This is a genomic window from Duganella sp. 1224 (assembly GCF_013408245.1).
Lineage (GTDB): Bacteria > Pseudomonadota > Gammaproteobacteria > Burkholderiales > Burkholderiaceae_D > Rugamonas.
Genome location: NZ_JACBYS010000001.1, coordinates 1,075,614 through 1,101,109, shown reverse-complemented (window position 1 = coordinate 1,101,109; position 25,496 = coordinate 1,075,614). Strand labels below are relative to the sequence as shown.

Annotated in this window: 23 protein-coding genes; 4 read left to right on the top strand and 19 right to left on the bottom strand. The window is 64.7% G+C overall.

Annotated elements, in window-relative coordinates; genetic code table 11:
- Window positions 1–124 precede the first annotated feature (124 nt).
- From xth to FHW58_RS05005, 3 genes are read left to right on the top strand one after another with little or no spacing between them, the layout of a single operon-like run.
- Window positions 125–910 carry an exodeoxyribonuclease III gene (gene xth / locus FHW58_RS05015; protein WP_179671939.1) on the top strand — a complete coding sequence of 262 codons (786 nt, stop codon included), beginning with the start codon at window positions 125–127 and terminating at the stop codon, window positions 908–910.
- A complete protein-coding gene (locus FHW58_RS05010) occupies window positions 910–1,674 on the top strand; it encodes a histidine phosphatase family protein (RefSeq protein ID WP_179671938.1) in 765 nt (254 codons plus the stop codon). Before xth ends, FHW58_RS05010 begins: the two co-directional genes overlap by 1 nt.
- Window positions 1,671–2,564: an NAD(P)H-hydrate dehydratase gene (locus FHW58_RS05005; protein WP_179671937.1), complete on the top strand. Its 894-nt coding sequence runs from the start codon at window positions 1,671–1,673 to the stop codon at window positions 2,562–2,564. The genes FHW58_RS05010 and FHW58_RS05005 overlap by 4 nt, the downstream gene beginning before the upstream one ends.
- Window positions 2,565–2,656: 92 nt before the next feature.
- Here the strand turns inward: FHW58_RS05005 and FHW58_RS05000 are convergent, their stop codons facing one another.
- From FHW58_RS05000 to FHW58_RS04960, 9 genes are all read right to left on the bottom strand, one after another.
- A complete protein-coding gene (locus FHW58_RS05000) occupies window positions 2,657–4,324 on the bottom strand; it encodes a peptide chain release factor 3 (protein WP_179671936.1) in 1,668 nt (555 codons plus the stop codon).
- 69 nt (window positions 4,325–4,393) lie between these two features.
- Complete coding sequence (locus FHW58_RS04995) at window positions 4,394–9,016, bottom strand: pilus assembly protein (RefSeq protein ID WP_229265054.1); 4,623 nt, start codon at window positions 9,014–9,016, stop codon at window positions 4,394–4,396.
- Window positions 9,017–9,083: 67 nt separating this feature from the next.
- Window positions 9,084–9,695, bottom strand: a complete 612-nt coding sequence (locus FHW58_RS04990; RefSeq protein ID WP_229265053.1) for a hypothetical protein — start codon at window positions 9,693–9,695, stop codon at window positions 9,084–9,086.
- Window positions 9,695–10,894, bottom strand: a complete 1,200-nt coding sequence (locus FHW58_RS04985; RefSeq protein WP_179671934.1) for a PilW family protein — start codon at window positions 10,892–10,894, stop codon at window positions 9,695–9,697. Before FHW58_RS04985 ends, FHW58_RS04990 begins: the two co-directional genes overlap by 1 nt.
- 1 nt (window position 10,895) lies before the next feature.
- On the bottom strand, window positions 10,896–11,315 hold the full coding sequence (locus FHW58_RS04980) for a prepilin-type N-terminal cleavage/methylation domain-containing protein (RefSeq protein ID WP_179671933.1): 420 nt from the start codon (window positions 11,313–11,315) through the stop codon (window positions 10,896–10,898).
- Complete coding sequence (locus FHW58_RS04975; RefSeq protein ID WP_179671932.1) at window positions 11,312–11,941, bottom strand: GspH/FimT family pseudopilin; 630 nt, start codon at window positions 11,939–11,941, stop codon at window positions 11,312–11,314. Before FHW58_RS04975 ends, FHW58_RS04980 begins: the two co-directional genes overlap by 4 nt.
- Window positions 11,926–12,348 carry a type IV pilin protein gene (locus FHW58_RS04970; protein ID WP_179671931.1) on the bottom strand — a complete coding sequence of 141 codons (423 nt, stop codon included), beginning with the start codon at window positions 12,346–12,348 and terminating at the stop codon, window positions 11,926–11,928. The genes FHW58_RS04975 and FHW58_RS04970 overlap by 16 nt, the downstream gene beginning before the upstream one ends.
- A 100-nt stretch (window positions 12,349–12,448) precedes the next feature.
- Entirely contained in the window at window positions 12,449–13,435 is a 987-nt protein-coding gene (locus FHW58_RS04965) for a HAMP domain-containing sensor histidine kinase (RefSeq protein ID WP_179671930.1), read from the bottom strand.
- On the bottom strand, window positions 13,432–14,100 hold the full coding sequence (locus FHW58_RS04960) for a response regulator transcription factor (RefSeq protein WP_179671929.1): 669 nt from the start codon (window positions 14,098–14,100) through the stop codon (window positions 13,432–13,434). The genes FHW58_RS04965 and FHW58_RS04960 overlap by 4 nt, the downstream gene beginning before the upstream one ends.
- 194 nt (window positions 14,101–14,294) lie before the next feature.
- On the opposite strand from FHW58_RS04960, the gene FHW58_RS04955 reads away from it, so the two are divergent.
- Window positions 14,295–15,098, top strand: coding sequence for a Crp/Fnr family transcriptional regulator (locus FHW58_RS04955; RefSeq protein WP_179671928.1), 804 nt, complete (start codon window positions 14,295–14,297; stop codon window positions 15,096–15,098).
- Here the strand turns inward: FHW58_RS04955 and FHW58_RS04950 are convergent.
- From FHW58_RS04950 to thrS, 10 genes are all read right to left on the bottom strand, one after another.
- The gene (locus FHW58_RS04950) at window positions 14,995–16,587 is read right to left on the bottom strand and encodes a CHASE3 domain-containing protein (RefSeq protein ID WP_179671927.1); all 1,593 of its coding nucleotides are present in this window, start codon (window positions 16,585–16,587) and stop codon (window positions 14,995–14,997) included. The genes FHW58_RS04955 and FHW58_RS04950 overlap by 104 nt on opposite strands.
- Window positions 16,588–16,695: 108 nt before the next feature.
- On the bottom strand, window positions 16,696–17,328 hold the full coding sequence (locus tag FHW58_RS04945; RefSeq protein ID WP_179671926.1) for a response regulator transcription factor: 633 nt from the start codon (window positions 17,326–17,328) through the stop codon (window positions 16,696–16,698).
- A gap of 139 nt (window positions 17,329–17,467) precedes the next feature.
- Entirely contained in the window at window positions 17,468–17,881 is a 414-nt protein-coding gene (locus FHW58_RS04940; RefSeq protein ID WP_179671925.1) for a MerR family transcriptional regulator, read from the bottom strand.
- 17 nt (window positions 17,882–17,898) lie between these two features.
- Window positions 17,899–18,246: an integration host factor subunit alpha gene (locus FHW58_RS04935; RefSeq protein WP_019919772.1), complete on the bottom strand. Its 348-nt coding sequence runs from the start codon at window positions 18,244–18,246 to the stop codon at window positions 17,899–17,901.
- 161 nt (window positions 18,247–18,407) lie between these two features.
- Window positions 18,408–20,834, bottom strand: a complete 2,427-nt coding sequence (gene pheT, locus FHW58_RS04930; RefSeq protein ID WP_179671924.1) for a phenylalanine--tRNA ligase subunit beta — start codon at window positions 20,832–20,834, stop codon at window positions 18,408–18,410.
- A gap of 102 nt (window positions 20,835–20,936) precedes the next feature.
- Entirely contained in the window at window positions 20,937–21,956 is a 1,020-nt protein-coding gene (gene pheS, locus FHW58_RS04925; protein ID WP_179671923.1) for a phenylalanine--tRNA ligase subunit alpha, read from the bottom strand.
- A gap of 82 nt (window positions 21,957–22,038) precedes the next feature.
- Complete coding sequence (gene rplT, locus FHW58_RS04920; RefSeq protein ID WP_092271776.1) at window positions 22,039–22,398, bottom strand: 50S ribosomal protein L20; 360 nt, start codon at window positions 22,396–22,398, stop codon at window positions 22,039–22,041.
- A gap of 25 nt (window positions 22,399–22,423) precedes the next feature.
- On the bottom strand, window positions 22,424–22,621 hold the full coding sequence (gene rpmI / locus FHW58_RS04915) for a 50S ribosomal protein L35 (RefSeq protein ID WP_056156036.1): 198 nt from the start codon (window positions 22,619–22,621) through the stop codon (window positions 22,424–22,426).
- A 229-nt stretch (window positions 22,622–22,850) separates the two neighbouring features.
- The gene (gene infC / locus FHW58_RS04910; RefSeq protein ID WP_373996663.1) at window positions 22,851–23,390 is read right to left on the bottom strand and encodes a translation initiation factor IF-3; all 540 of its coding nucleotides are present in this window, start codon (window positions 23,388–23,390) and stop codon (window positions 22,851–22,853) included.
- 20 nt (window positions 23,391–23,410) lie between these two features.
- Window positions 23,411–25,318, bottom strand: coding sequence for a threonine--tRNA ligase (gene thrS / locus FHW58_RS04905; RefSeq protein ID WP_179671922.1), 1,908 nt, complete (start codon window positions 25,316–25,318; stop codon window positions 23,411–23,413).
- Window positions 25,319–25,496 lie beyond the last annotated feature (178 nt).

The following is a 25,496-nucleotide window of genomic DNA, read 5'->3' as shown; positions in this document are numbered from 1 at the left end:
CTGTCAAGCATTACGTGGATTGACGCCAGATGTTGGCTGGATCATGCCAACCCTTGGCACGACTGGACAGAATTAGGTGCGCCAACGCACTCCTGTCATGCGGTTTGCGCGATAAACTTGCTGTATGCGTATCGCTACCTTCAATGTCAACGGCATCGGTGCCCGCCTGCCCGCCCTGCTGCAGTGGCTGGATGAAACCCGGCCGGATGTCGTCTGCCTGCAGGAACTAAAAGCCCCGCAGGAGAAATTCCCCGAGCAGGACATCAATAACGCCGGCTATGGCGCCATCTGGCACGGCCAAAAAAGCTGGAATGGCGTCGCCATATTGGCGAAGGGCGAGACGCCGACGGAAACCGGGCGCGGTTTGCCGGGCGATCCGGACGATGTGCAAAGTCGGTATATTGAGGCCGTGGTAAATGGCGTCATTATCGGCGGTTTATATCTGCCGAATGGCAATCCAGCGCCCGGACCGAAATTCGACTATAAACTTAAATGGTTCGAACGATTAATCACGCATGCCGCGCAATTAATCGACAGCGGTGCACCGGCGATACTGGCCGGCGATTTCAACGTCATGCCCACGGAATTAGACGTGTATAAACCGGAACGCTGGGTCGATGATGCCCTGTTCCGTCCCGAAACACGCGCCGCCTTCCACCGACTACTGGAGCAGGGCTGGTGCGACGCGCTGCGCACCATGCATCCTGGCGAAGTCATATACACCTTCTGGGATTATTTCCGCAACGCTTATGGCCGCAATGCCGGTCTGCGCATCGACCATCTGCTGCTCAGCCCGTCACTGACGCCGGCACTGAAAGCCGCCGAAGTCGACCGCGACGTGCGCGGCCGCGAGAAGCCCAGCGACCATACGCCGGTCTGGGTGGAACTCGATTTGAAAAGGATAGCGTGATGGAGCAGAAATGGCCTCAGCAACTCTGGCTGGTGCGGCACGGCCAAAGCGCCGGCAATGTTGCGCGCGACGCCGCTGAGGCCAGCAAGCAACTCCTGATCGACATCGCCGACCGTGATGTTGACGTTCCGCTATCGGAACTTGGCCAGCGCCAGGCCCGCGCCATGAGCGACTGGTTCCACGCGCTGGGGCCGGACGGGCAACCGACAGTCGTGCTGCACTCGCCCTACGTGCGCGCGCGCGCCACCGCCCAAGCCGTGCTGGACCGGCTGGACCGCGCGCAATTGACTGCCGTCGCCGCCGACGAGCGCCTGCGGGAGAAGGAATTCGGCATCCTCGACCGGCTGACGCCGCTTGGCATCCGCGACAAGTATCCCGAGCTCGCCGAGCAGCGCGCCCACGTCGGCAAGTTCTACTTCCGGCCACCGGGCGGCGAAAGCTGGTGCGATGTCATCCTGCGGCTGCGCAGCGTGATCGACACCATTACACGCGAGTACCGCGGCGAACGTGTGCTGATCGTCGGTCATCAGGTCATCGTCAACTGCTTCCGCTACCTGCTGGAGCGGCTGGACGAGGACGCCATCCTGGCGATCGACCGCGGCGGCGACGTGCCCAACTGCGGCATCACCGAATACCGCTTCGACCCGCACGCTGGCAAAAATGGCAAGCTCAAGCTGGTGCAAGCCAACTTCGTCGCCCCGCTGGAGCAGGCCGGCACGCCGGTGACGCACGAAGCGGATCAGCCAGCCGCTCCCAAATCATGAACCAGGACATCACGCCCGCCCTGCTGCGCCAGTGGCCCCTGCCGATGCCGGGCGCCGATGCCGACAAGGAAGCGCGCGGGCATGTGCTGATCGTCGCCGGCGCGCGCGAGATGCCTGGCGCGGTGCTGCTGGCCGCCAGCGCCGCCTTGCGGGCCGGCGCCGGCAAGCTGACCATCGCCACCGCCGCCAGCGTGGCGGCCCACATCGGCACCGCCGTGCCGGAAGCGCGCGTGATCAGTCTGGAAGAAACGCCAGACGGCGGCCTGCTGGCCGACCACGCCGCCAGCCTGCATCACGCCTGCAGCCAGGCCAGTGCCGTCCTGATCGGCCCCGGCATGCAGGATGACGCCGCCTGCTGCCATCTGGTCCGTGCCCTGCTGCCACACTGCGCCGACACCCACCTGATCCTGGACGCGGCCGGCATGAGCATCGTCGGCCGCGACGCCGCCTGTGACGCGGCGTCCACTCCCGCAGGCTTCCGCTTCGACCGCCCCGTACTGCTAACGCCGCACGCCGGCGAACTGGCGCGCCTGACCGGCGCCGACAAGCACGACATCCAGGCCCAGCCGGAAGCCGCCGCCCGCCTGGCCGCGCAACGCTGGCAAACGACGGTAGCCCTGAAAGGCGCGGTGACGGTGGTGGCGACGGTGGACGGCCGCCAATGGCGGCACGAAGGCGGCAATGCCGGATTGGCGATATCGGGATCGGGAGACGTACTGGCCGGCATCATCACTGGCCTGGCCGCGCGCGGCGCGACGCTGGAACAGGCAGCCGCCTGGGGCATCGCGTTGCACGCGCTGGCGGGCGAACAATTGGCGCTGAAACACGGCCCGCTAGGCTACCTCGCCCGCGAGCTCAGCACCGAAGTCCCCGCCCTCCTCCGCGTTTAACCCGGGGTCAGGTCCTCCATTTCTACACGGCCTCTACCGTACGCTCGCGTACGGTAGAGGCCGTGTAGAAATGGAGGACCTGACCCCGGAGTTTACAGCTTGGCGGAGTGTTCGCGGGTGGCGTGGAATTGCAGCTTGGGCCAGCGCTCCTGCGTCAGGCGCAGGTTGACGCCGGACGTGGCCAGGTAGGCCAGGTTGCCGGCGGCGTCGTAGGCGACGTTGTGGCCCAGCGCCGCTTCGAAGTCGGCCAGCGCTTTCTTGTCCTCGCTCGATACCCAGCGCGCGCTGCTGATGCTGGTGCTTTCAAACACCGCGTCAACGCCGTATTCGTTCATCAGGCGGCTGGCCACCACTTCAAACTGCAGCACGCCGACCGCGCCCAGCACCAGCTCGCCACCTTGCACCGGCTTGAAGACCTGCACCGCGCCTTCTTCGCCCAGCTGTTGCAGGCCCTTGTGCAATTGCTTGATTTTCAGCGGGTTGCGGATGCGCACCTGGCGGAAGAAGTCCGGCGCGAAGAACGGGATGCCAGTAAACGTCAGCTGCTCGCCTTCGGAGAACGAGTCGCCAATCTGCATGTTGCCGTGGTTCGGCAGGCCGATGATGTCGCCGGCGTACGCTTCTTCCACCTGCTCGCGGGTCGATGCCATGAAGGTCACCACCGACGATACCTTGACCTCGCGCCCCAGCCGCAGGTGCTTGACCTTCATGCCGCGCTCGAAGCGGCCCGAGCACACGCGCAGGAAGGCGATGCGGTCGCGGTGCGCCGGGTCCATATTGGCCTGGATCTTGAACACGAAGCCGGTGAACGGTTCTTCTTTCGGATCGACCGCGCGCACCGTGGCGTCACGCTCGCGCGGCGCCGGCGCCCAGTCGACCAGCGCCGACAGGATCTCGCGCACGCCGAAGTTGTTGATCGCCGAGCCAAAGAACACCGGCGTCTGCACGCCCGCCAGGAATTGCTCCAGGTCGAACGGGTTGGAGGCGCCGTGCACCAGTTCCACTTCCATGCGCAGCTGGTCCATCTCCAGCGGGAACATTTCCTGCAGGCGCGGGTTGTCGATGCCTTCGATCAGCTCGAAGGCGCCGTCGGCGCGCTCCTCGCCGGCCTTGAACAGCATGATGGTGTCGTTCAGCAGGTGGTACACGCCGCGGAAGTTCTTGCCCATGCCGATCGGCCACGTCACCGGCGCGCACTTGATCTTCAGCACCGATTCCAGCTCGTCCAGCAGTTCCAGCGGATCGCGCGTTTCGCGGTCCATCTTGTTCATGAAGGTGACGATTGGCGTGTTGCGCATGCGGCACACGTCCAGCAGCTTGATGGTCTGCGCTTCCACGCCCTTGGCGGCGTCGATCACCATCAGCGCCGAGTCGACTGCCGTCAGCACGCGGTAGGTGTCTTCCGAAAAGTCCTGGTGGCCGGGGGTGTCCAGCAGGTTGACCACGTGGTCGCGGAATTCGAACTGCATCACCGACGAGGCCACCGAAATGCCGCGCTGCTTCTCGATTTCCATCCAGTCCGAGGTGGCGTGGCGGCCCGATTTGCGCGCCTTGACCGTGCCCGCCATCTGGATCGCGCCCGAGAACAGCAGCAGTTTTTCGGTCAGCGTGGTTTTACCCGCGTCCGGGTGGGAGATGATGCCGAACGTGCGGCGGCGCTGCACTTCGCGCGCGATCAGGGCCGGCGTCTTGGCGCTGGACGCCGCCGCGACGGCGTCGTCATTGTTCTCGGGGATTGTGTTTTCGGTATCGTTGACCATTGTGTGAGCGATCTGAGGCGGTTCTGCAAACCCTCGATTATACCGGCTCTTGGCCCCGCCGACAGCAACTTATTCCCCCTGCACCCGCCGCCAGCCGACCCGGTGCGCCTCGGCCGATTTGCCTTCCTGCAGCTGGGTGGTCTTGGTGACGCCGGTGGCCAGCGTGGTGGTCATCTTCAGCTGGCCATTCTGCAACCGGTAGATGATGAAGCCCACCGCCGCCGAGTCCGACGACAGGATGGTGCCGGCCGGCGTGTTCGGCAGCGCGTTGCCGGTGCAGATGTCGACCTGGTAGGCGTTGCTGGTGCCGCCCACCGAGCAGGCCGACGACGACGACGGCAGGTTGGTCACCACGTTGGCCACGCCGCTGACGATCTGCGGGTCCAGGTTCATGCGCTCGCCCGGCGTCACGCTCCAGTCGAAGAACCAGCCGTCCCTCTGGCTCAGGTCGACCGGGTTGCTGCTCAGCGCGAAGGTAATGTTGCTGCTGGTGCCGACCTGGCTCAGCGTCTGCTGCACCATGCTGGCGCCGCGCACATTGATGGTGGCGCCGCTGTCCTTCAGCAGGAACAGGCTCTGGACGTCGGTGTTGGTGGTATCCGGCACGTCCAGCAGGCGGCCGGTGCCGAACAACACCACGCGCTGGGCGGTGGTGGCGCTGCTGGTGACGCCGGCGTCGGTGCTGCTGCTGGTCATGGCGCACAGCGTCACGTCCGGCCGCGTGGTGATCGGCTTGCTGGTGCCGGCGTCGCCCATCTTGACCACCGGCACGGTGGCGCCGGTGCTGTCGGTCAGGTCGAAGCGCCACATGCGGCCGTTGACGTCGCCGCCGTAGATGTAGGTGGTGACCGGGTCCAGGTTGGGGTCGCTGCTGATGGCGGTGATCTTGGCCAGGCCGGACGGCGTGGTGGTGTCGCCGGTCAGCGTCGAGACTTTTTTGAGCACCGCGCCGGTGGCGACGTCGACGATGTACAGGATGCCCTGGCCGCTGCCGGTGTTGACGCCGTCCGTGCCTGGCACGTTGTTGTAGCCAGAGGTCAGGAACACCACCCACTGGTTGTTCCACAGGCCAAATTGCGGGTTGCCGAAGCTGAGGCCGAGGTCGGGGTCGTTGCGGCTGCAGATGGCGCTGTCGGCGCACAGTTCCCACAGCGCGACCGGATTGGTGGGGTCGGTCACGTCCAGCGCGTAGTAGCCGCGTCCGCCGCCGTTGAGGCCAGCCACCAGCACGGTTTTCCACACGCCGCCAATCTGCACGTCGCCCAGTTCGGGCGCGCCGTCGGTGGTGAACTGGTGGTTGGTGCCGTAGGTGGTGCTGGCCTGCAGGTACAGCTTTTTCATCGTAATGCGCGGCATGTAGGCCCAGCGCTCGTTGCCGTTGCTGGCGTCGAAGGCGTGCAGCATGCCGTCGTTGGCGGCGGTGAACACGGTGGCCGGCCGCGTCTGCGTGCCGGCCTTGAAGCTGGCGTAGCCGGCGCGGGTGTAGCTCTTGCGGGCGTCGCGCAGGTAGGCCGGCTTGGACGAGGCGATGTCGCCCAGCACGATCGGAATCGGGCCGCTCAGGCCGGCCGGCGTGTGGTCGGTCAGCGTGTAGGCGCGGAACAGGCGGTCGTCGGCATAGGTCTGGGCGCCGCGCAGCCAGTTGACCAGGTTGACGCCGTTGTTGACGGTGTCGCGCTCTGCCGAGGTGAGCAGCGTGCATTGCGCCAGTGCCGTGCACTTGTTGCTGAACCAGCTCTTCTCCAGCGCGCTCATGTTGTCGTAGCTGACTTCCTTCAGGCCGCCATTGCTGGTGTCCAGCATCTTGATGACGCGCCCGGCCGGGCCGGTGGCGCCGGGATTGCGGCCGACGGTGTCCGAACTGGTCCAGGTGACCGCCGTGCCGACCTCGCCGGTCGAGGCGTTGATCTTGCGCGCCGACAGTTCGCCATACCATTTGACGGTGGTGAAGGTGTCCGAGAAGATGTCGTTGTCCTGCACCGAGATATTGGGCGTCGAGGTGGCCGCCGCGGCGGCGGCGCCCAGGCGGATCTGCATGTTCGACAGCGCCTCGCTCAGTCCGGCCACCACCTCCTTCGGCTGCGAGGCGCTGAAGTACTTGCCGTGGCCGTTGACGGCGGCGTGCCACAGGTCGTCCACCCGCTCCTGCACCGTGTTGCCGGTGTTGGTCACGTCCGGGTTCGGCCACACGTAGGGGCCGTTGTTGTTCCATGGGCAGCCGGTCTGCACCCGCGTGATCAGGTTGTAGAAGTCGCCGCCGACCTTGCGCGCGGTGGTGTCGTAGTTGGGGTCGTAGTTCATCACGCCGTCCACGCCCAGGCCCAGCGTGTAGGTGTTCATGTGCAAGTGGGTGTTTTCGCCGGAGCGCGCCGGCACCGAGCCGGGCTTGTTCATGTTCGGCTCCAGCGCCGGCCGCAGCGACACGGTGCCGGTGCTGGAGCCGCCGTTGTACCAGTGCAGCGCAACGTCGGCCAGCGACGGCTGGCTTTGCGCGCGGATGTCAACGCAGCCGGCCGCGTAGCTGCAAAAGCGCGTGGTGCTTTCGACGTTGTCGTTGTTGACGATCGGCGAATAGCCGTCGCCGTAGTCGCGGGTCGAGCCGCCGTTCCAGTAGCCGTCGGTGGTGAAGATCAGGAAGTTCTGCTGGCACGGGAACTGCACCACCTCCTGCCCGGCCGCGTACTGGTAGGGCGTGACGTTGGCGAACATGCGGCCGACGCTGTCCATCGCCGGCCGGCTGGGCGTCGAGCCCGAGGTGGTGGTGCCGTACAGCTTGGTGTACCAGGTGCTGCGCGAGGTGCCGGTGAAGTCGGTCGGTACCATGTCCATGGCGCCGCCGGTGGCCGCCACCGACAATCTGGCATAGCCGACCTTGTAGTTGGCGTTGAGCGCCGAGAAGGCGATGCCCACCGAGGTCTTCATCATTTGCAGGCGCGTCTTGTAGTAGACGTACCAGTTGGCGAAGTTGGTCATCTCCTCCTGGTAGGTGCAGACGCCGGCCTGGGCCACGCAGTCGGTGCGGTCGCTGCCCTTCGGATAGGTGCTGCCGGAAACAATGTTGACGCGGGTGAAGCTGCTCGGCCCGGTCGAGCCGCCCGACATCGGCGCGGTGGTGATCGGGATGGTGTCGGCGTAGCCGGCGCTGTTGGTGGCGCTGAACGTCAGCCCGGACACGGCCGAGGCGGACGGCACCTGCCCATTGCCGGTGGCCGCCACGTTCACCAGGCAAACGCTGCGGTTGGTGGCGGCGCCGCAGATCGTCGTGACGTTGTTGCCGCCGACGTAGGCGCGCACGTTGGCGCCGGTGCCGATGGCGTTGACGATGGCGCTGGCCGCCGTGGCCGCGCTGGCGTTGCGCGGGATCGAGATGTTGTTGGCCAGCGTCGTACTGTCGAGCTTGACGGTGGTGAACAGCAGCAACGAATTGGCGGCGGTGCCGCTGATGGTCAGCAGCGCGGTCGACGGCACCGCCGCCGATGGCGAGGTGGCCACGGTCAGCGCGTAGCCGGCGCGCGAGGCGTCGAAAATGCGCGGGCAGGTGGCGGCGCTCTTGGGCGTGGCCGTGCAATCGACCGCCACCACGGCAACGATGTTGTCCGCGCTCAGCGTGATGCCGAGGCTGGCGCAGGTCGGCACATTGCTGACGCCGGTGGGCGTGCGCACGCAGGCCAGGTATTGCGTGGCCGCGCCGTTGTTGTTGATGTTCGACGCCAGCGCGCTGGCCATGGCCTGGCGGTTGATGGCGGTGGTGGTGCCGCCCGCAGCCGTCACGGCACCGGACGTCAGCGTGACGTTGCTGCCGTTTTCATTGATGCTGACGCTGCTGACCGACAGCGAACCGGTGCTGGCCGAGGTGCCGATGGCGATGGTGGCGTAGGCCGCCACCGAGCCGGCCGAGGTCGAATAGCGCGGATACTTGAACGCGCCCACCTGCTTGGCCTGGCAATTGGTCAGCGTCTTGTCGTTGCACCAGCGGACCTTGACCGGCACCGGATAGTTGGGCGGCGCGCCGGCGCCGGCCGAGGTGGTGCGGCACACGGTCATGGTATCGTCGGTGCAGTACTCGGTCACGCCGATGGTGTAGTAGTACGGCGCGCCGTAGATGGCGCTGGCCGAGGTGTGGCTGGCGTCCGGGTAGGTGTAGGTGGTGGTGTTGACGCCGCAGTCGCTGTTGTTGTTCGGGTTGCACCAGCGCAGATCGGGGAAGCCGGTCACCAGGTTGACCGAGGAGGCGGTGCTGCTGGCGCTGCCGCCCAGCACGCTGTAGCGGACGCCAAAGCCGTCGTTGCTGACGTTGCCCCAGTTGCTGGTGTTGGCGGCGGTCTGGGACGGGTAGAGGCTGCCGTCGGCGCGTACCGGCACCGCGTACAGGATGGCCGGGTTGTAGTACTGCTTGTTGAAGTCGGACGTCATGTACGGCGGATGGCCGGGCGAGCAGCTGACCGCGCTGGCGGCCAGCGTGGCGCCGCCGCGGCAGATGGCGTCGTCCACGTAGTCCGGCGTGTAAGCCTGGTCCATCGAGCCGGAGTTATCGAACAGCAGCATCAGGTTGGGCTTGACCGTGCCGGTGCCGGTGATGTTCAGCAGCGGCACCTGGGCGATCTGCGTGGCGGCGGCCAGCGCCGCCGCCGATGCCAGCAGCATCAACGGCAGCAAGGCGCGGCGGGCCATCAGGGACAGTGGGTATTTCATGATTCGATCATCCATTTCAAAAATCGCCAATTGCCGCCCGCGACCTGCGCAGGCTGCCGGCCGCGCCTCACGGCCCCATCATCACGACCGACTGCACCACCACGTTGCCGCCGCGCGGCCCGAAGATGCGCGCGGTGATCACGTAGTGCAGTTGCGGCTGGCCGTCGTACTGCGGCGCGTTCTGCGACAGGCTGGAGCCCAGCGCCACCGGCGCCGCCACGCCCTGCTTCGCCGCGCTCAGCATGCAGCTGTTGGCGGCGGGCGTGGTGGCGTTGTAGGCGCCCGCAAATGTGCACATGCGGTGAATCACGTATTCCACCCGGCTGCCGCCGCCCACCGGATCAACCGTTACCGAACCGGTCCAGAAGGCCGGCGTGCTGACGGTCCAGACCGGATTGACGCTGGCGACGTAACCGTTGGCCGGGCTGTCGGCCAGCAGCAGCGCCTTGGTGGTGGGCTGCGACAGCCACTCGAAGGCGGCGTGCACGCCGAGGTCGGCCTCCTTGCTGAGCGCGGCGTCGTAGGCCAGGTTGGTCACGGTCAGCGTGGTCGAGGTGCTGGCGCGCAGCAGGTAGATGCTGGTCACCAGCATCACCGTCAGCATGATCAGGATCACCGGCAAGGCGACGCCGCGCTGGCGCGGCAACAACGGCAGAGGCGACGATGGGCGGCGCGGCATCACGGCCTCCATTGCGCGTTGCGCACCGGAACCACGGTTTCAAACACCCGGTAGCGATAGCACTGCCAGGCGACCGGATCGCCGGCCACGGCGACATTGACGCTGACCGGCACCGCCGCCGCCCCGCCCACCGCCGTGTTGAACACCACCGGCTGGGCGTTAGCCGTGTGGCAATGGCCATCGCTGCCCGGCCGCTCGGGATGCTTGCTGCGCGCCACCACCGCCAGCCGCAGCGCCACCACGCGCTGGAAGTCGCCGGGACCGGCCACGGTAAGGTCGCCGTCGGCGTCGATCATGGTGTTGCTCCACTGGGTCAGTTGCACGCCATTACCGTCCGGCGCCGGCAGCGGGTTGTAGACGGCGAAGGTGCGCGTGTCCAGCCCGTACTGGGCCTTGATCGAGACGATGTTGTCGGTCACCGCCACGCCCTGCGCGCCGGCGCCGGCCAGGTCGGTGGCGCGCAGCAGCAGGTTGCCGCCGGCCACCGACCACGTATGGAAGGACAGCCGCGCCGCCGGCCCAAGATTGAAGATGCGGCCGCCGCCCTGGGCGTAGCCGTTGGCGATGCCGCCAGCGGGGCCGAAGCGGAAGCTATTGCCGCTGCCCAGGGTGAGCGTGTCGTTGTTAGGCGCGGGCAAGGCGCCGCTCATCTGCACGATCGAGCAGGACGGATTGGCGGCGGTGGCCGGTTCCGGTACCACCAGCAGCACGTCGCCAGCGGCGAAGCCGAACGGCGACAGCGTGGTGGTCGGCAAGACGGCGGCGCCAGCGGCGATGGCGCCGTTGGTGCGCAGCGAACCGACGGCGGCGGCGGATTTGCCGGCGTACAGCGAAATCACGTCCGGCCCGCTGCCGCCGGGCTGGATCACGGCGGCCGCCAGCGGCGTGCGGGTGACGCCGCCGACGCTGATCTGCGCCAGCGCGTAGCCGCCGGTGTCGCTGAAGCTGGTCTGGCAGCCGGCCGCCAGCGGGTCGTTGATGCCCCAGCCGGCTTGCGCGGCGTCGTTGCTGATCGAGTACAGCGCCAGCATGCCGTTTTGCATCGAATCGGAGCCACCGACCGCGCCATCCTTGCTCTTTTCGCCGCCGATGACCAGCCGCGTGGCGAACAGGATGGCCAGCATGCCGATCACCACGCTGACCATCAGCTCCACCAGCGAGAAGCCGGCCACGCGGCGCACAACGGAGAGGCGGCGCATGTCAGGATCCTATGTAAGCGGTGAGCTGTTGGCGGATTTCCGCCGCGCCCGCCTTGCGAGTCCAGCGGATGCTGATGTCGACCTGGCTGCGGCGCGCCTGCGGCGTGACCACCACCGAGATGACGGCGCCGGGGATCGCAGCCGTGGTCTCGCGTACCCAGGGGCCGATGGTGGCGTTCGGCGTGGCGCCCTCGGCCAGCGCGTAGTTGGCCACATTGGCGGCATCGGTGCTGATGGTGCCGACCAGCTTTTCGCAGGCCAGCGTGGCCTCGGCGCGCTGGCCTGCGTCCGACAGCGCCGCGTAGGCGCGCGCCTGCATGCCGATTGCGCCCAGCAGGCCGATGCCAAGGATCACCAGCGCGATCATCACCTCCAGCAAGGCAATGCCGCGTTGCTTGTCGCTGTGCCGGCGGCGCGTCATGGCGGACACGCCCGCGAATCGCCGGCCGCCTTGGTCGGGTCGCACTTGGTTGGCATGCCGGCCAGCGACACCGCCAGCGCGCTGGCCGGCACGTCGTGCGCGTAGGCGCTGGACGGATCGAGCCGCAGCTGCGTCAGGCGGTTGTCGACGGTGGTGTCGACCCAGCCGAGCGGCGTGTAGTAGACGCTGGTCGCGCCCTCCGGCGTGATGCTGGGTTGCAGCACGTCGGTGCCTGGCAAGGCGCTGGCGGCGCGCAACACCGAGCGGAAGCCGGCCGCGCCCTGCGGGTCGTTGGCGGCGGCGGCGTCCGGCGTGGACCAGCCGGCGCTGTTGTCGTCGCACGGCGTGCCGGGGCGCGGGAAGCAGATGTCGACCTGCCAGTCCATCTGCCCGGTGCCGGGATTGACGGTCAGCGAGATGCGGCTGGCGCTGTTATGGCTGACGGCCTCGCGCCGCGCCATGCTGAAACCCTCCATGTAAAACTCGCTGGCCGAGCGCGCGCGCGAAGCCAGCAGCCAGGCGCTCATATTGGGAATGGCGATGGCCAGCAACACGCCCATGACGACGATGGCCACCATCATCTCGATCAGCGTGAAGCCGCGCTGCCACCTCAGTTGGACGAACATTGCCCACCCTTGCGGTCGACCCAGCAACTGCTGTTGGTGCCCCACGGACTGGCGGTGGTGGCGCGCCGGCCATTCTGGTCGAGCGTGTAGACGAAGCCGCTCATCTTGCCGATGCCGGTGGCGGTCAGCGTGTAGGTCGAGGCGCTGGCGTTGCTCAGCGCGTAAGTGAAGTTGGCGGTGGCGGCCGGGAAGCCGGTGGCGGTGTCGAAGTTGGCGTAGCTGCGGCTGTTGGGCCAGAACTGCTCGGCGGCCGGCTGCGCCGCGCCCAGCGCGGTGAAGGCCTCGGTCAGGCGGCTGCGGGTGACGTAGTCGCCATACATCGGCAAGGCCACCGCCGTCAGAATGCCGATGATGGCGATGGTCACCAGCAATTCGATCAGGGTAAAGCCGGCGCGCGCGCGTTTCATGATGTCCCCGCTTGAAATATTTCCACGTGGAGACAGTATAACGCCGACGGCTGACATTTCCCTGTGGAAATCCTGACAAACCGCTGACAAGCGCACAAACTTAGCGGAATTTCACGCTGAACAGCGCCCCCTGGCCGCCCGGCGGGTCGGAAATGCTCAGGCTGGCGCCATGGACGGTGGCGATATCGCGCACAATGGCCAGGCCCAGGCCGCTGCCCTCGGTCTTGTCGTCCAGCCGGACGTAGCGGTGGAACACCTGCTCGCGCCGCGCCGGCGGAATGCCCGGGCCGTTATCCTCCACCGTCAGCAGGCCGGGGCGGACGGTCACGGTCACCGCGCCCTGCGGCGGCGTGTAGCGGATGGCGTTGTCGATCAGGTTGTCGATCAGGTCGCGCAGCAGGAAACGGTCGCCGCGGATGACGGCCGGCGCCAGGTCGAAGCCGATGTCGATGTCCTTGCGCGCCGCCTGGTCGACAAAGGACTGCACGGCGTCGGCCACCAGCGCATCCAGCGCCAGCGGCTCCAGCCGGGTCTTTTCGAAATGCCGCGGCGCGGCGCGGGCCAGCGCCAGCAACTGGTTGGTCTGGCGTATCATGCGCTCGGTGGCGGACAGCATCAGGCCGACCGGGCGTGCGGTCTCGGTGCCGGCGTGGCGCACGCCCAGCCATTCGAGCTGCGTCTTCAGCCCGGCCAGCGGGGTGCGCAACTGGTGCGCCACGTCGGCCAGGAACGCCTGCCGCGCCTGCGCGCCCTCGCCCACCTTGGCCAGCAGCTCATTCAAGGCCGCCACCACCGGCTCCAGTTCATACGGCACCTGGTCGGCCGCGATTGGCGCCAGGTCGTCGCCCTCGCGCGCGTTCAGCTCGGCCCGCAGGCGGTTCAGCGGCCGCAGCCCGTTGCTGACGGAGAACCACACCAGCGCGACGCAGGCCAGCCCGAACACCATTTCCAGCAGCACCAGCGTGCGCAGCACCGCTTCGCGCAAGGGCGGCGGCGCCAGCATGTAGGCCAGCGCGCCGGCCAGCAGATTCATCAGCAGCACCGGCGGGATCACCCAGCACAGCAGGCGCAGGCGGATGCTGCTCATGCGGCCGGCTCCAGCATGTAGCCAAAGCCGCGGATGGTGCGGATCGACACGCCGGCGTCGGCGATCTTCAGGCGCAGGCGCGAGACATACACTTCCACCGCGTTCAGCGTCAGGTCGTCGCCCCAAGGCAGGATGGCGTCGATGATCTGCTGCTTGGACACCACGCGCGCCGCGTGCTGCAACAAATACTCCAGCACCGCCCATTCGCGCACCGACAGTTCGATGACCTTGTCGCCGACGCGCGCGCGCTTGGCGGCCAGGTCCAGCGCCAGGTCGCCCAGCGCCAGCGTGGCCGGCTTGGGCGTGTTGCGCCGCGCCAGCGCCTTCACGCGCGCCACCAGCTCGGCGGTGGCGAAGGGCTTGACCAGGTAGTCGTCGGCGCCCTGCTCCAGGCCGCGCACGCGGTCCTCGATGGCGTCGCGCGCGGTCAGCAGCAGCACCGGCACGGCGCTGCCGCGCGCGCGCAAGCGGCGCACCACCTCGAAACCGTCGATGCCGGGCAGGCCGATGTCCAGCACGACGACCTCGGCGCCGACCGCGCGCTGCAGCAGTTGGTCCGCCTGGGCGCCGTTGCCGACCACCTCCACCGCCATGCCGTGGCCGCCCAGCACGCGGCTGAGGCCGTCCGCCAACACGGTGTCGTCTTCCACCACCAATACATGCATATTCGTGCGCCGTCTGTTCGGGATGTGTGCCATTATGCCGCTGCCTCTCCGATAAAGACAGGGTCCACTGTAGGACCAGGACTACAAATGGGCATGGCCCATGCTTACATTTGTGCGTCCGCTGATCTTATGTTCGATAATTAACATTCCTCATAAAGTTACACCCAACACGTAACTAGCTTGTGAGGAACACCATGAACAACACCCAAGTCCACGCCACCGCCCGCACCGCCCGCGCCCTGCCGCTGGCGGCCAAGCCGATCAAGGTGACGTCCCGGCCTGTGGTCACCTACAGCGGCGCCCAGCAGAACGAGCTGCTGGCGGCCTTGCCGCGCGAGGTGCTGGAATCCTTGTTTGAACACCTGGAACTGGTGCAACTGCCATTTGGCAAAGAGTTGTTCGAGTTCGGCAACGCCATGGAGTATGTGCACTTCCCCACCACCGCCATCGTCTCGCTGCTGTACGTCATGGAAGACGGCGCCACCACCGAGATCGCCGTGGTAGGACATGAGGGCGTGGTCGGCGTGTCACTGTTCGAAGGCGAGCGCGCCATGTGCAGCGCCGTGGTGCAGGCGGCCGGCTACGGCTACCGCATGAAGGCCGAGCACCTGCGCGCCGCGTTTGCCAAGGGCGGCGCGCTGCCGGCCCTGCTGATGCGCTACAACACCGCGCTGTTCGCGCAGATGGCGCAAAACGCCGTCGGCGGCCGCCACAGCTCGATCGAACAGAAGCTGTGCCGCTGGCTGCTCGACCGTCTCGACCGTTCGCCATCGAACTCGCTGAAGGTCACGCAAGAAATGATTTCCAATATGCTGGGCGTGCGCCGCGAAAGCATCACCGCCGCCGCCGGCAAGCTGCAGGACGAAGGCCTGATCACCTACCGCCGCGGCAATATCACTGTACTTGATCGCTCAGGCTTGGAGGCGTATGCGGGCGAGTGCTATAAGGTGGCGAAGTCGGAGTTTGACCGTCTGCGCTCGGATGTAGCGCGCTGCTGATCACCTCGGTAATCGCCGGCGGCAGGATGGTCGGCGTGGTGCCGCCGGGAGCGCGCCGCTCATGCGTGGGCGGCGCGGACGGCGGCGCGGCGGGGTTGTCGTCGCGGCTGCGCAGCGGTATCGCCACTTCAATGCAGGTTCCGGTATCGTTGCGTCCGCGACGGATATTCATCACCCCACCCAGTTGCAAGGCGCGCTCGCGCATGCCCAGCAGGCCGTGCGACATCGGCTTGATGATGGTGTCCGGCGCGATGCCGATGCCGTCGTCGATAATCCGCAACATCAGCCCCTCCTGCGTGCGGTTCAGCGTGACCGTCACGCGCGTGGCCTTGGCGTACTTGCGGATATTGGTCAGCGATTCCTGCACGATGCGGAACAAGGCGATCGACAGGTCGCCGGAATGGCGGCTCAGGCCCTCGATCTCGGCTGCCACATTGCAGTCGCAGCGCACCTGCGACAGGCGGCTGAATTCCTGGCAATAGCTTTCGATGGCCGCGCACAGGCCCAGGTTGTCCAGCAGGCTCGGCCGCAGATTCTCGACGATGCGGCGCTTCATCTCCACCGTTTCCACCAGCGTGCCGCGGGCGCGTTTGAGTTGCTCGGCCAGTTCCGGGTGGCTCTGGCGCAGTTGCTGCGTGACGGCGGCGATGTCCATGCTGATCGAGGTCAGGTTGGCGCCCAGCTCGTCGTGCAGCTCGCGCGACAGCCGCACCTTTTCCTCCTCGCTGATGCTGATCAGGCGGCGCGACAGCACCGACAGCTGCTCGGTACGCTGCTGCACCGTCGATTCCAGGTTCTCGTTGGCGCTTTGCAGCGCGTGCTCGACCGCCGCGCGGTGCGCAAAGCTGCGCCGCACCAGCTGGTAGAACAGCACCAGCACGAAGATCGCCAGCGCGTTGATGCTGACGCCCAGCCACACGGCCTTCTGGTACTCCTGGTAGAACACGGCGCTGCGCGCGTTCAGCGTTTCGTTCTGCTCCTGCTCCATGATGACCACCAGCAGGCGGATTTCGTCCATGGAAGCGCGGTCGTCGCTGAGGCGGGCGATCTTGACGATTTCCTGCAACCCGCCGTCGCGGTACACGTCCAGCGCCTGGCTCATGATGCTGAGGCGGCGCCGCACCAGCGTGTGCAGCTGGGCCAGGTTTTTCAGTTGCGACGGATTGTCGGCCAACAGCTTTTCCAGCTCCTTGAACTCGGCCTCGCTGTCGGCCAGCGCGGTGCGCGTCGGGCCAAGATAGGCATCGCGGTCGGACAGGAAATAGCTGCGCATGCTGCTTTCGGCGTCCAGCACCAGCACATTCAGGTATTGCAGGCGGTCGGCCACGCGCGCGGTCTGGCTCAGCAGGACTTGCGCGCCGCGCAGCGCCTGTAGGTTGTGAAACAGGCTGAAACCGTTGACGATGAGCAGCAGCGCGCAAGTCACGCACAAGAGAGTCTTGTACAGCGGCAAGCGGTGATGCGGCGCTGTTTCGACGGTGAAGTACATCCGTTTCCTTCGCAATTGGGGCCCGGCGAGACTACGCCGAGCTTGCCAATTATAGACTGGAAGAAAAATTGATGCGTCTGTACGCACTCCAACAGTGCGCAACAGAAATTAATCCAGAAGATTGTTTTTCATGGCGTAGTACGTCAGGTCCGAATTGGACTGCATGCCCATCTTTTCCATGATGCGCGTGCGGTAGGTGCTGACGGTCTTGATGCTCAGCGACAGCGCCACGCCGATGTCCGACACGGTGGCGCCGCGCGCCAGCCGCAGGAACACCTGGAACTCGCGGTCCGACAGCTCGGTGTGCGGCGCCTTGTTCGGGTCGCGGTCGAAGCTCTGCGCCAGCAATTCGCCCACCTGCGAGCTGACGTAGCGGCGCCCTTGGTAGACGGTGCGCACGGCGGTGATCAACTCGTCCGCCTCGCATTCCTTGTTCAGATAGCCGTTGGCGCCCATCTTGAACAGGTTGAGGGCGTACTGCTGCGCCGGATAGCCCGACAGGATCAGCACCGGCAGATCGGGCTGGCCCTGGCGGATGGTGCGCAAGGTGTCGATACCGCTCTGGTCCGGCATGGCGATATCGAGCAACAGCACATCGCAAATTTCTCGGCGGGCGATATCCAGCGCTTCGCGCCCGGTACCGGCTTCCGCCACCACCTCGAAATCATCCGAGGAAGAAAAAATCTGTTTAAAGCCTGCTCTTACAATTTGATGGTCGTCACAAATGGCAACGCGTATCATTGTTTCCTCTCGTCGTGCCCGTTCATAGGTCGGGCTATCCGCCACCGTGCATCAGCGTCGCTGATAATCGAATAATGTTGAAAGTATAGCAGCAATCGTCACGCCAGCCCCGCTTTGCGCCAGCAGTGCGCGGGTCCGTTCAGCCTTGTTTAAGCAAGTCCAGGATGGCCAGCAATTCGCTGCGTATCAAGTCGCGGTCCAGCGGCGGAACAACGGCCGACGGATGCACGCCGTTGACCGCTTCCGCATCATACTCCGCCGCCGCCTTGTCGTAGGCACGGCTGTCGAGTTTATTACGCGCGCCGCTGATGGTGAAGCCCTGCTCGTACAACAGCTCGCGGATGCGGCGTATCAGCAGCACCTCGTGGTGCTGGTAATAACGGCGGTTGCCGCGCCGCTTGACCGGTTTGAGCTGGGTGAATTCCTGCTCCCAATAGCGCAGCACGTGCGGCTTGACGCCGCACAGCTCGCTGACTTCGCCGATGGTGAAGTAGCGCTTGGCCGGGATCGGCGGCAGCACGACCAGTTCCGACTTGGCAAGGCGATCGTTCATTGCAACTCAGCTCCGGCTCAGGCGGCGCGCGCCATCGGATTGCTCTCTTCCACCATGCCCTTGAGTTTCTGGCTGGCGTGGAAGGTCACGACGCGGCGCGCCGTGATCGGGATCTCTTCACCGGTCTTGGGGTTGCGGCCCGGCCGCTGCGGCTTGTCGCGCAGCTGGAAGTTGCCGAAACCGGAGAGTTTGACGGCCTCGCCGCGCTCCAGCGCATTGCGGATCTCGTCAAAGAAGGTCTCCACCATGTCCTTGGCCTCGCGCTTGTTCAGGCCGACCTGCTCGAACAACAGTTCGGCCAGTTCCGCCTTGGTCAGCGTGGGCAAATCTTTTTCCGCATCCTGGCGCACTTTGGCAACCTGCATGGCCCGGTGCAAATCGGCAGCCAATGCGGATTGGAGTACGGCGGAATCAACGTCGTTGTTATTAATTTTCCAGCCCTGCCTTATAGTAAAAATGAACAAGTCCGGCATGGCCGGACTCCGGTAACAACGTCATTCCGGCCGCCGGAACGACGCCGGGCGCCTCAAGAACGCAGACGCGCAGCGTGTTTCTGCCTGGCGGCGTCGCCGGCGGCGGCCATGACGGCTTCCACCACATCGTCCTGCAGCGTGTTTTGAGTATCTTGCAAGCTAAAGCGGAAAGCAAGCGATTTTTCGTCAGCCTCCAAACCTTTACCACGATATTCATCAAACAAAACAATAGCTTGCACAATTTTTCCTTGTGGCAACTCTTGCACGGCAGCATTAAATGCATCCAGCAGATCCTGCGCCGGGACCGCCTGCTTGACGACCACCGCCAGGTCACGGGTGGCGCCCGGGAACTTGGAGATCTCATCATACTTTGGCACCGGTCGTTGCTGCAAGGCAATCGCATCCAGTTCGAACACGATCGGCGCGTGCGGCAACTCGTATTTCTGCAGCCAGCGCGGATGCAGCTCGCCGATGAAGCCGATGACCTTGCCATCCAGCAGCACGTGCGCCGCGCGGCCGGGGTGCAGCGCCGGGTGCTCCGCCTTGACGAAGCGCAGTTGCAGCGGCGCGAACAAGTGCTCCAGGTCGGCCTTGACGTCGAAGAAATCGACCGCGCGGGTGTCCAGGCCCCATTGCTCGTCGGCCACCGGGCCGTAGGCGATGCCGGCCACGCGTTTCGGCTGGTGGTAGCCGGCCACGGTCAGCGGGCCGTCGGCCACGCTGGCGTCGCGCTGGTAGATGGCGCCGATTTCGAAGGCGCGCACGCGGCTGGCCTTGCGGTTCAGGTTGTAGCGGACGTTGGCCACCAGGCTGCCCACCAGCGTCGAACGCATCACGCTCAGCTGGCTGGCGATCGGGTTCTGCAGCTTGATCGGGTTGTCGTTGCCGGCGAAATCCTGCTCCCAGGCGGCTTCCACGAAGCTCATGTTGACCACTTCCTGGTAACCGAGGTCGGCCAGCTGGTGGCGCACGGCGAACAGCGAACGGGTGTTTTCCGGCGCGATGATCATGGTGTTGGCCGCCACCGGCGCCACGGTCGGAATGTTCTCAAAGCCGTAGACGCGCGCCACTTCCTCGATCAGGTCTTCCTCGATTTCGATGTCGAAGCGGTACGACGGCGCGGTCACCGAGAACACGCCATTCTCCAGCGTGAACGGCAGCGCCAGGCGGGTGAAGATATCGGCGATGACTTGATCGTCCAGCGCCACGCCGATGACCTTTTGCGCGCGCGCGGTGCGCATCTGCACGGGAGCGCGCTGCGGCACGTTGACGATCTGGTCGTCGATCGGGCCGACCCTGGTGTGGGCGGTGCCGCAGATCTCGATCAGCAGCGCGGTGATGCGCTCGATGTGCTCGACGGTGGTGGCGTAGTCGACGCCCCGCTCGAAGCGGTGCGCCGCGTCGGTCGAGAAGTTGTACTTGCGGGCGCGGCCCTGGATGGCGTTCGGCCACCAGAACGCGGCTTCCAGGTAGATGTTTTCGGTGTCCAGCGAGACGGCGGTGGCGTCGCCGCCCATGATGCCGGCCAGCGATTCGATTTCCTGGTCGTCGGCGATCACACCCACCCACTCGTCCACCGCCACGGTGTTACCATTCAGCAGCTTCAGCGATTCGCCCTGGCGGCCCCAGCGCACGTCCAGCCCGCCGTGGATCTTGTCCAGGTCGAACACGTGGGTCGGACGGCCCAGTTCCAGCATCACGTAGTTGGAGATGTCCACCAGCGCCGACACCGAACGCTGGCCGCTGCGCTCCAGGCGCTGCTTCATCCAGTCCGGCGTGGCGGCCTTGGCGTTCAGGCCGCGGATCACGCGGCCCGAGAAACGGCCGCACAGGTCCGGCGCCGAGATTTTCACCGGCAGCTTTTCGTCCAGGTTGACCGCGACCGGACGGCAGGTCGGCGCGTTCAGCGCCACGCCGGTCAGCGCCGACACTTCGCGCGCCACACCCAGCACCGACAGGCAGTCCGCCTTGTTCGGGGTCAGCTTGATGGTGAATTTGAGGTCGTTCAACGCGTAGTAGTCGCGGAAGTTCTTGCCGATCGGCGCGTCGTCCGGCAGCTCCAGCAGGCCGCTGCCCTCTTCCGACAGTTTCAGTTCCTTGGCCGAGCACAGCATGCCCTGCGACTCGACGCCGCGCAGCTGGCCCACCTTGATGTGGAACGGCTTGCCGTCGGCGCCCGGCGGCAGCACGGCGCCGGCCATCGCGCACACGACTTTCAGGCCCGGGCGCACGTTCGGCGCGCCGCAGACGATGTTCAGCAGCGTGCCGGTGCCGACGTCGACCTGGCAGACGTTCAGGCGGTCGGCGTTCGGGTGCTTCATCATTTCGCGCACGTGACCCACGACCACGTTGGAGAACGGCGGCGCCACCGGTTCCACTTCTTCCACTTCCAGCCCGGACATCGTCAACAGATGGGCCAGTTCGTCCGAAGTCATCTTCGGATCGACCATGGTACGCAGCCAATTTTCAGAGAATTGCATAATCAAACCTTTTGTATGTGCCGTCGTACCGGCGCAGGCCGGTACCCATGGAACGCATGCTCAGCATGGGTCCCGGCGTTCGCCGGGACGACAGTGGCCGTGTTAGTTGAACTGCTTCAGGAAACGCAAATCGCCTTCATAGAACAGGCGCAGGTCGTTGATCCCGTAGCGCAGCATGGTCAGGCGCTCCAGGCCGGAGCCGAACGCGAAACCGATGTACTTTTCCGGGTCCAGGCCGAAGTTGCGCACCACCGACGGGTGCACCTGGCCCGAGCCGGACACTTCCAGCCAGCGGCCCTTCAGCGGCCCGGAGCCGAACGCGATGTCGATCTCGGCCGACGGTTCGGTGAACGGGAAGTACGACGGACGGAAGCGCACCTGCAGGTCGTCGGTCTCGAAGAAGGCCTTGACGAAGTTCAGGTACACGCCCTTGAGGTCGGCGAAGCTGATGTTCTCGGCGATCCACAGGCCTTCGACCTGGTGGAACATCGGCGAGTGGGTGGCGTCGCTGTCGACGCGGTAGGTGCGGCCCGGCGCGATCACCTTGATCGGCGGCGTGTGGCTGCGCGCGTAACGGACCTGCATCGGCGAGGTGTGGGTGCGCAGCAGCAGCGGCTTGCCCTGGCTGTCGTTGCCTTCGATGTAGAAGGTGTCCTGCATCGAACGGGCCGGATGATTTTCCGGGCTGTTGAGCGCGGTGAAGTTGGTCCAGTCGGTCTCGATTTCCGGGCCGTCGGCCACGTCGAAACCAATGGAGCGGAAGATTTCTTCCACACGTTCCCAGGTGCGCATCACTGGATGGATGCCACCGCCGGCGCGGCCGCGGCCTGGCAAGGTGACATCGATCGCTTCGGCGTTCAGGCGGGCTTGCAGCTGGGCTTCGGCCAGCGCGTCACGGCGCGCGGTCAGCGCGGCTTCGATCTGCTGCTTGGCGGCGTTGATCAGCGCGCCCTGGGCCTTCTTGGCGTCCGGGTCGAGCTTGCCCAGACCCTTCATCAATTCGGTGATCTGGCCGGTCTTGCCCAGGTATTTGGCTTTGGCGTTTTCCAGTGCGGCGGCGTCATCTTTGGCCGCGTCGAAGTCCTGCACTGCGGAGGCGACGAGTTGTTCCAGGGAGTCCATGCGTTTTTCTTATCCTTGAATCAAAAACGGGGCACAGGTGTGACCCTTGCCCCGTTCTCTTGCGTAAATCAGCGCTTAGAAATTAAGCAGCGATTTTAGCTTTAACGACGTTGACAATCGCAGCGAACGCTGGTTTGTCCATCACAGCCATATCGGCCAGAACCTTACGGTCCAGCTCGATCGAAGCTTTCTTCAGACCGTTCATGAAGGCGCTGTAGGTCACGCCATGCTCACGGGAAGCGGCGTTGATACGAGCGATCCACAGACGACGGAAGACGCGCTTCTTGTTACGACGGTCGCGGTAGGCGTACTGGCCAGCGCGCATCACTGCTTGCTTGGCAATACGGTATACCTTGCTGCGACGGCCGCGATAGCCTTTGGCCAGGTTCAGTACTTTTTTGTGACGGGCACGCGCAGTAACCCCACGTTTTACTCGAGGCATAGTAGCTCCTTAAATGAGTGTGAGATTAAGCGGATGGCATCATTGCGTAGACGCGCTGGACGTCGGTCGCATCGATGTTACGGGTGCCGCGCAGTTGACGCTTGTTCTTGGTCGTCTTCTTGGTCAGGATGTGGCGCTTGAAAGCCATACCCGATTTAACGGTACCACCTGGACGCACGCGAAAACGCTTTTTCGCGGAGCTCTTGGTTTTCATTTTTGGCATAGATGTTCTGCCCTCTCGGACAGCTCCTATTAAACAGGATTACAGGTGGTGGCCCACTGCCACGCTTAGATGCCTGCTCTCACTTGTTTTTGCAGCGGATGCGAGTCCACTACATTTACTACAGCCGACGATTATATATCAGCTTTCACCCCAAAGCAACAAAGGGTCAGACCCCGTACGGGGTCTGACCCTACAATCGCGGCAGCACACCCGTTGGGGCGGCCGTGGGTTACTTCTTTTTCTTCGGCGCCAGCACCATGATCATCTGACGGCCTTCCATTTTCGGGAACTGCTCGACCTGGCCATGCGGCTCCAGGTCGGCCTTCAGACGTTCCAGCATACGGAAACCAATATCCTGGTGCGCCATCTCGCGGCCGCGGAAGCGCAGGGTGATCTTGGTTTTGTCACCGTCTTCCAGGAACTTGATCAGGTTACGCAGCTTGATATTGTAGTCGCCGTCATCGGTACCCGGACGGAATTTGACTTCCTTCACGGAGATGACTTTTTGCTTCAATTTCGCTTCGTGAGCCTTTTTCTGCTCCGAATACTTGAATTTGCCGTAGTCCATCAAACGGCAGACCGGCGGGTTCGCGTTAGGCGCGATTTCCACCAGGTCGACGTTTGCCTCTTCCGCGAGGCGGAAGGCTTCGGCCAAAGTCACGATACCGAGCGGCTCGTTATCGACCCCAGTTAAACGCATTTCAGGGGCAGTGATTTCGCCATTGATGCGATGCGACTTGTCAGTAGCTATGGTGATTCCTTTTAAAATCTAATGAAATGCCAGTGCGCTCAGGCCTTGGTGGCGACGTCTTGCTGAAGTCGCTCTATCAGGGCATCGACGGACATGACGCCCAGATCGACATTGCCCCGTGCCCGCACGGCGACGGTGTTGGCATCCCGCTCCTTGTCGCCCACCACGAGGATGTACGGCAGTTTTTGGACGGAATGTTCACGTATTTTATAGTTTATTTTCTCGTTGCGCAAATCGGTCTGTACGCGGAACCCGCTGCGACGCAGCTTTTCAGCCACTTGGGAGACATATTCGGCCTGCGCATCGGAGATGTTGAGCACCGAAACCTGCACCGGCGCCAGCCACGCCGGCAGCGCGCCCGCATAGTTTTCGATCAGGATGCCGATGAAACGCTCCATCGAACCGACGATCGCGCGGTGCAGCATGACCGGCACCTGGCGGGTGTTGTCGGCCGCCACGTACTCGGCGCCCAGGCGCTCCGGCATGAAGAAGTCGACCTGCATGGTGCCGACCTGCCATGGGCGGCCCAGCGAATCCTTCAGGTGGTACTCGATCTTCGGACCGTAGAACGCGCCCTCGCCCGGCAGCTCGGTCCAGGTCACGCCGCAGGCGCGCAGGCCGGCCCGCAGCGCCTCTTCGGCCTCGTCCCAGATGGTGTCCGAGCCGATGCGGTTGTCCGGACGCAGCGCCAGCTTGACCTCGATGTTATGAAAATGGAAATCCGAATACACTTCCATCGCTTGCGTGTGGAAAGCCACCACTTCCGGCTGGATCTGCTCGTGGGTGCAGAAGATGTGGCCATCGTCCTGGGTGAAGCCGCGCACGCGCATGATGCCGTGCAGCGCGCCCGACGGCTCGTTGCGGTGGCACTGGCCGAACTCGCCGTAGCGCAGCGGCAGGTCGCGGTACGAACGCATGTTGCTGTTGAAGATCTGCACGTGACCCGGGCAGTTCATCGGCTTCAGCGCGTACGAGCGGTTTTCCGATTCGGTGACGAACATGTTTTCGCGGTAGTTGTCCCAGTGGCCGGTCTTGCCCCACAGGCTGGCGTCCAGGATCTGCGGCGCCTTGACTTCCTGGTAGCCGTTGACTTGGTACTTGTTGCGCATGTACTGCTCCACCTGCTGCCAGATGGTCCAGCCCTTCGGATGCCAGAACACCAGGCCCGGCGCCTCGTCCTGGAAGTGGAAGAAGTCCAGCTGCTTGCCCAGCTTGCGGTGGTCGCGCTTCTCCGCCTCTTCCAGCATGTGCAGGTACTGCTCCTGGTCTTCCTTTTTCGCCCAGGCGGTGCCGTAGACCCGCTGCAGCATCTCGTTCTTGCTGTCGCCGCGCCAGTAGGCGCCAGCCAGCTTCATCAGCTTGAAGACTTTCAGCTTACCGGTCGATGGCACGTGCGGACCGCGGCACAGGTCGGTGAAGTTGCCCTCGCTGTACAGCGACACGTCCTCGCCTGCCGGAATCGAAGCGATGATTTCCGCCTTGTAGTCTTCGCCGATGGATTTGAAGTAGGCAACCGCCTCGTCGCGCGGCAGCACCTTGCGGGTGACCGGCTCGTCCTTCTTGGCCAGCTCGGTCATTTTCTTTTCGATGGCGACCAGGTCGTCCGGCGTGAACGGGCGCTTGTAGGAGAAGTCGTAGTAGAAACCGTTGTCGATGACCGGGCCGATGGTCACTTGCGCGTCCGGGAACAATTCCTTGACGGCGTAGGCCAGCAAGTGCGCGGTCGAGTGACGGATCACATCCAGGCCTTCTGGATCCTTGTCGGTGACGATGGCCAGATCGACGTTCTTGTCGATCAGGTAGGACGTATCGACGACTTTACCGTCGACCTTGCCAGCCAGCGCGGCCTTGCCGAGGCTGGTGGCGATGCTGGACGCCACTTGAGCAACGGTGACTGGACCGTCGAATTCACGGGCGGAACCATCAGGAAGGCGAACTGAAATCATGGTGATCTCCAATGCCGGCGCGCGGGCCGGTGTTTAAAAAATGCAGACGAAAAAAAACGCGGGCTAGCCGCGTTTTTCTCTTTTCTTCAAGCAAAAGAATCCCGTTGACTAGCGTCACTCCCAAAGCTTGGTAGTAGTTCGCGGTGTCATAACCGTGATTGCCTTTCTCGCTCTTACA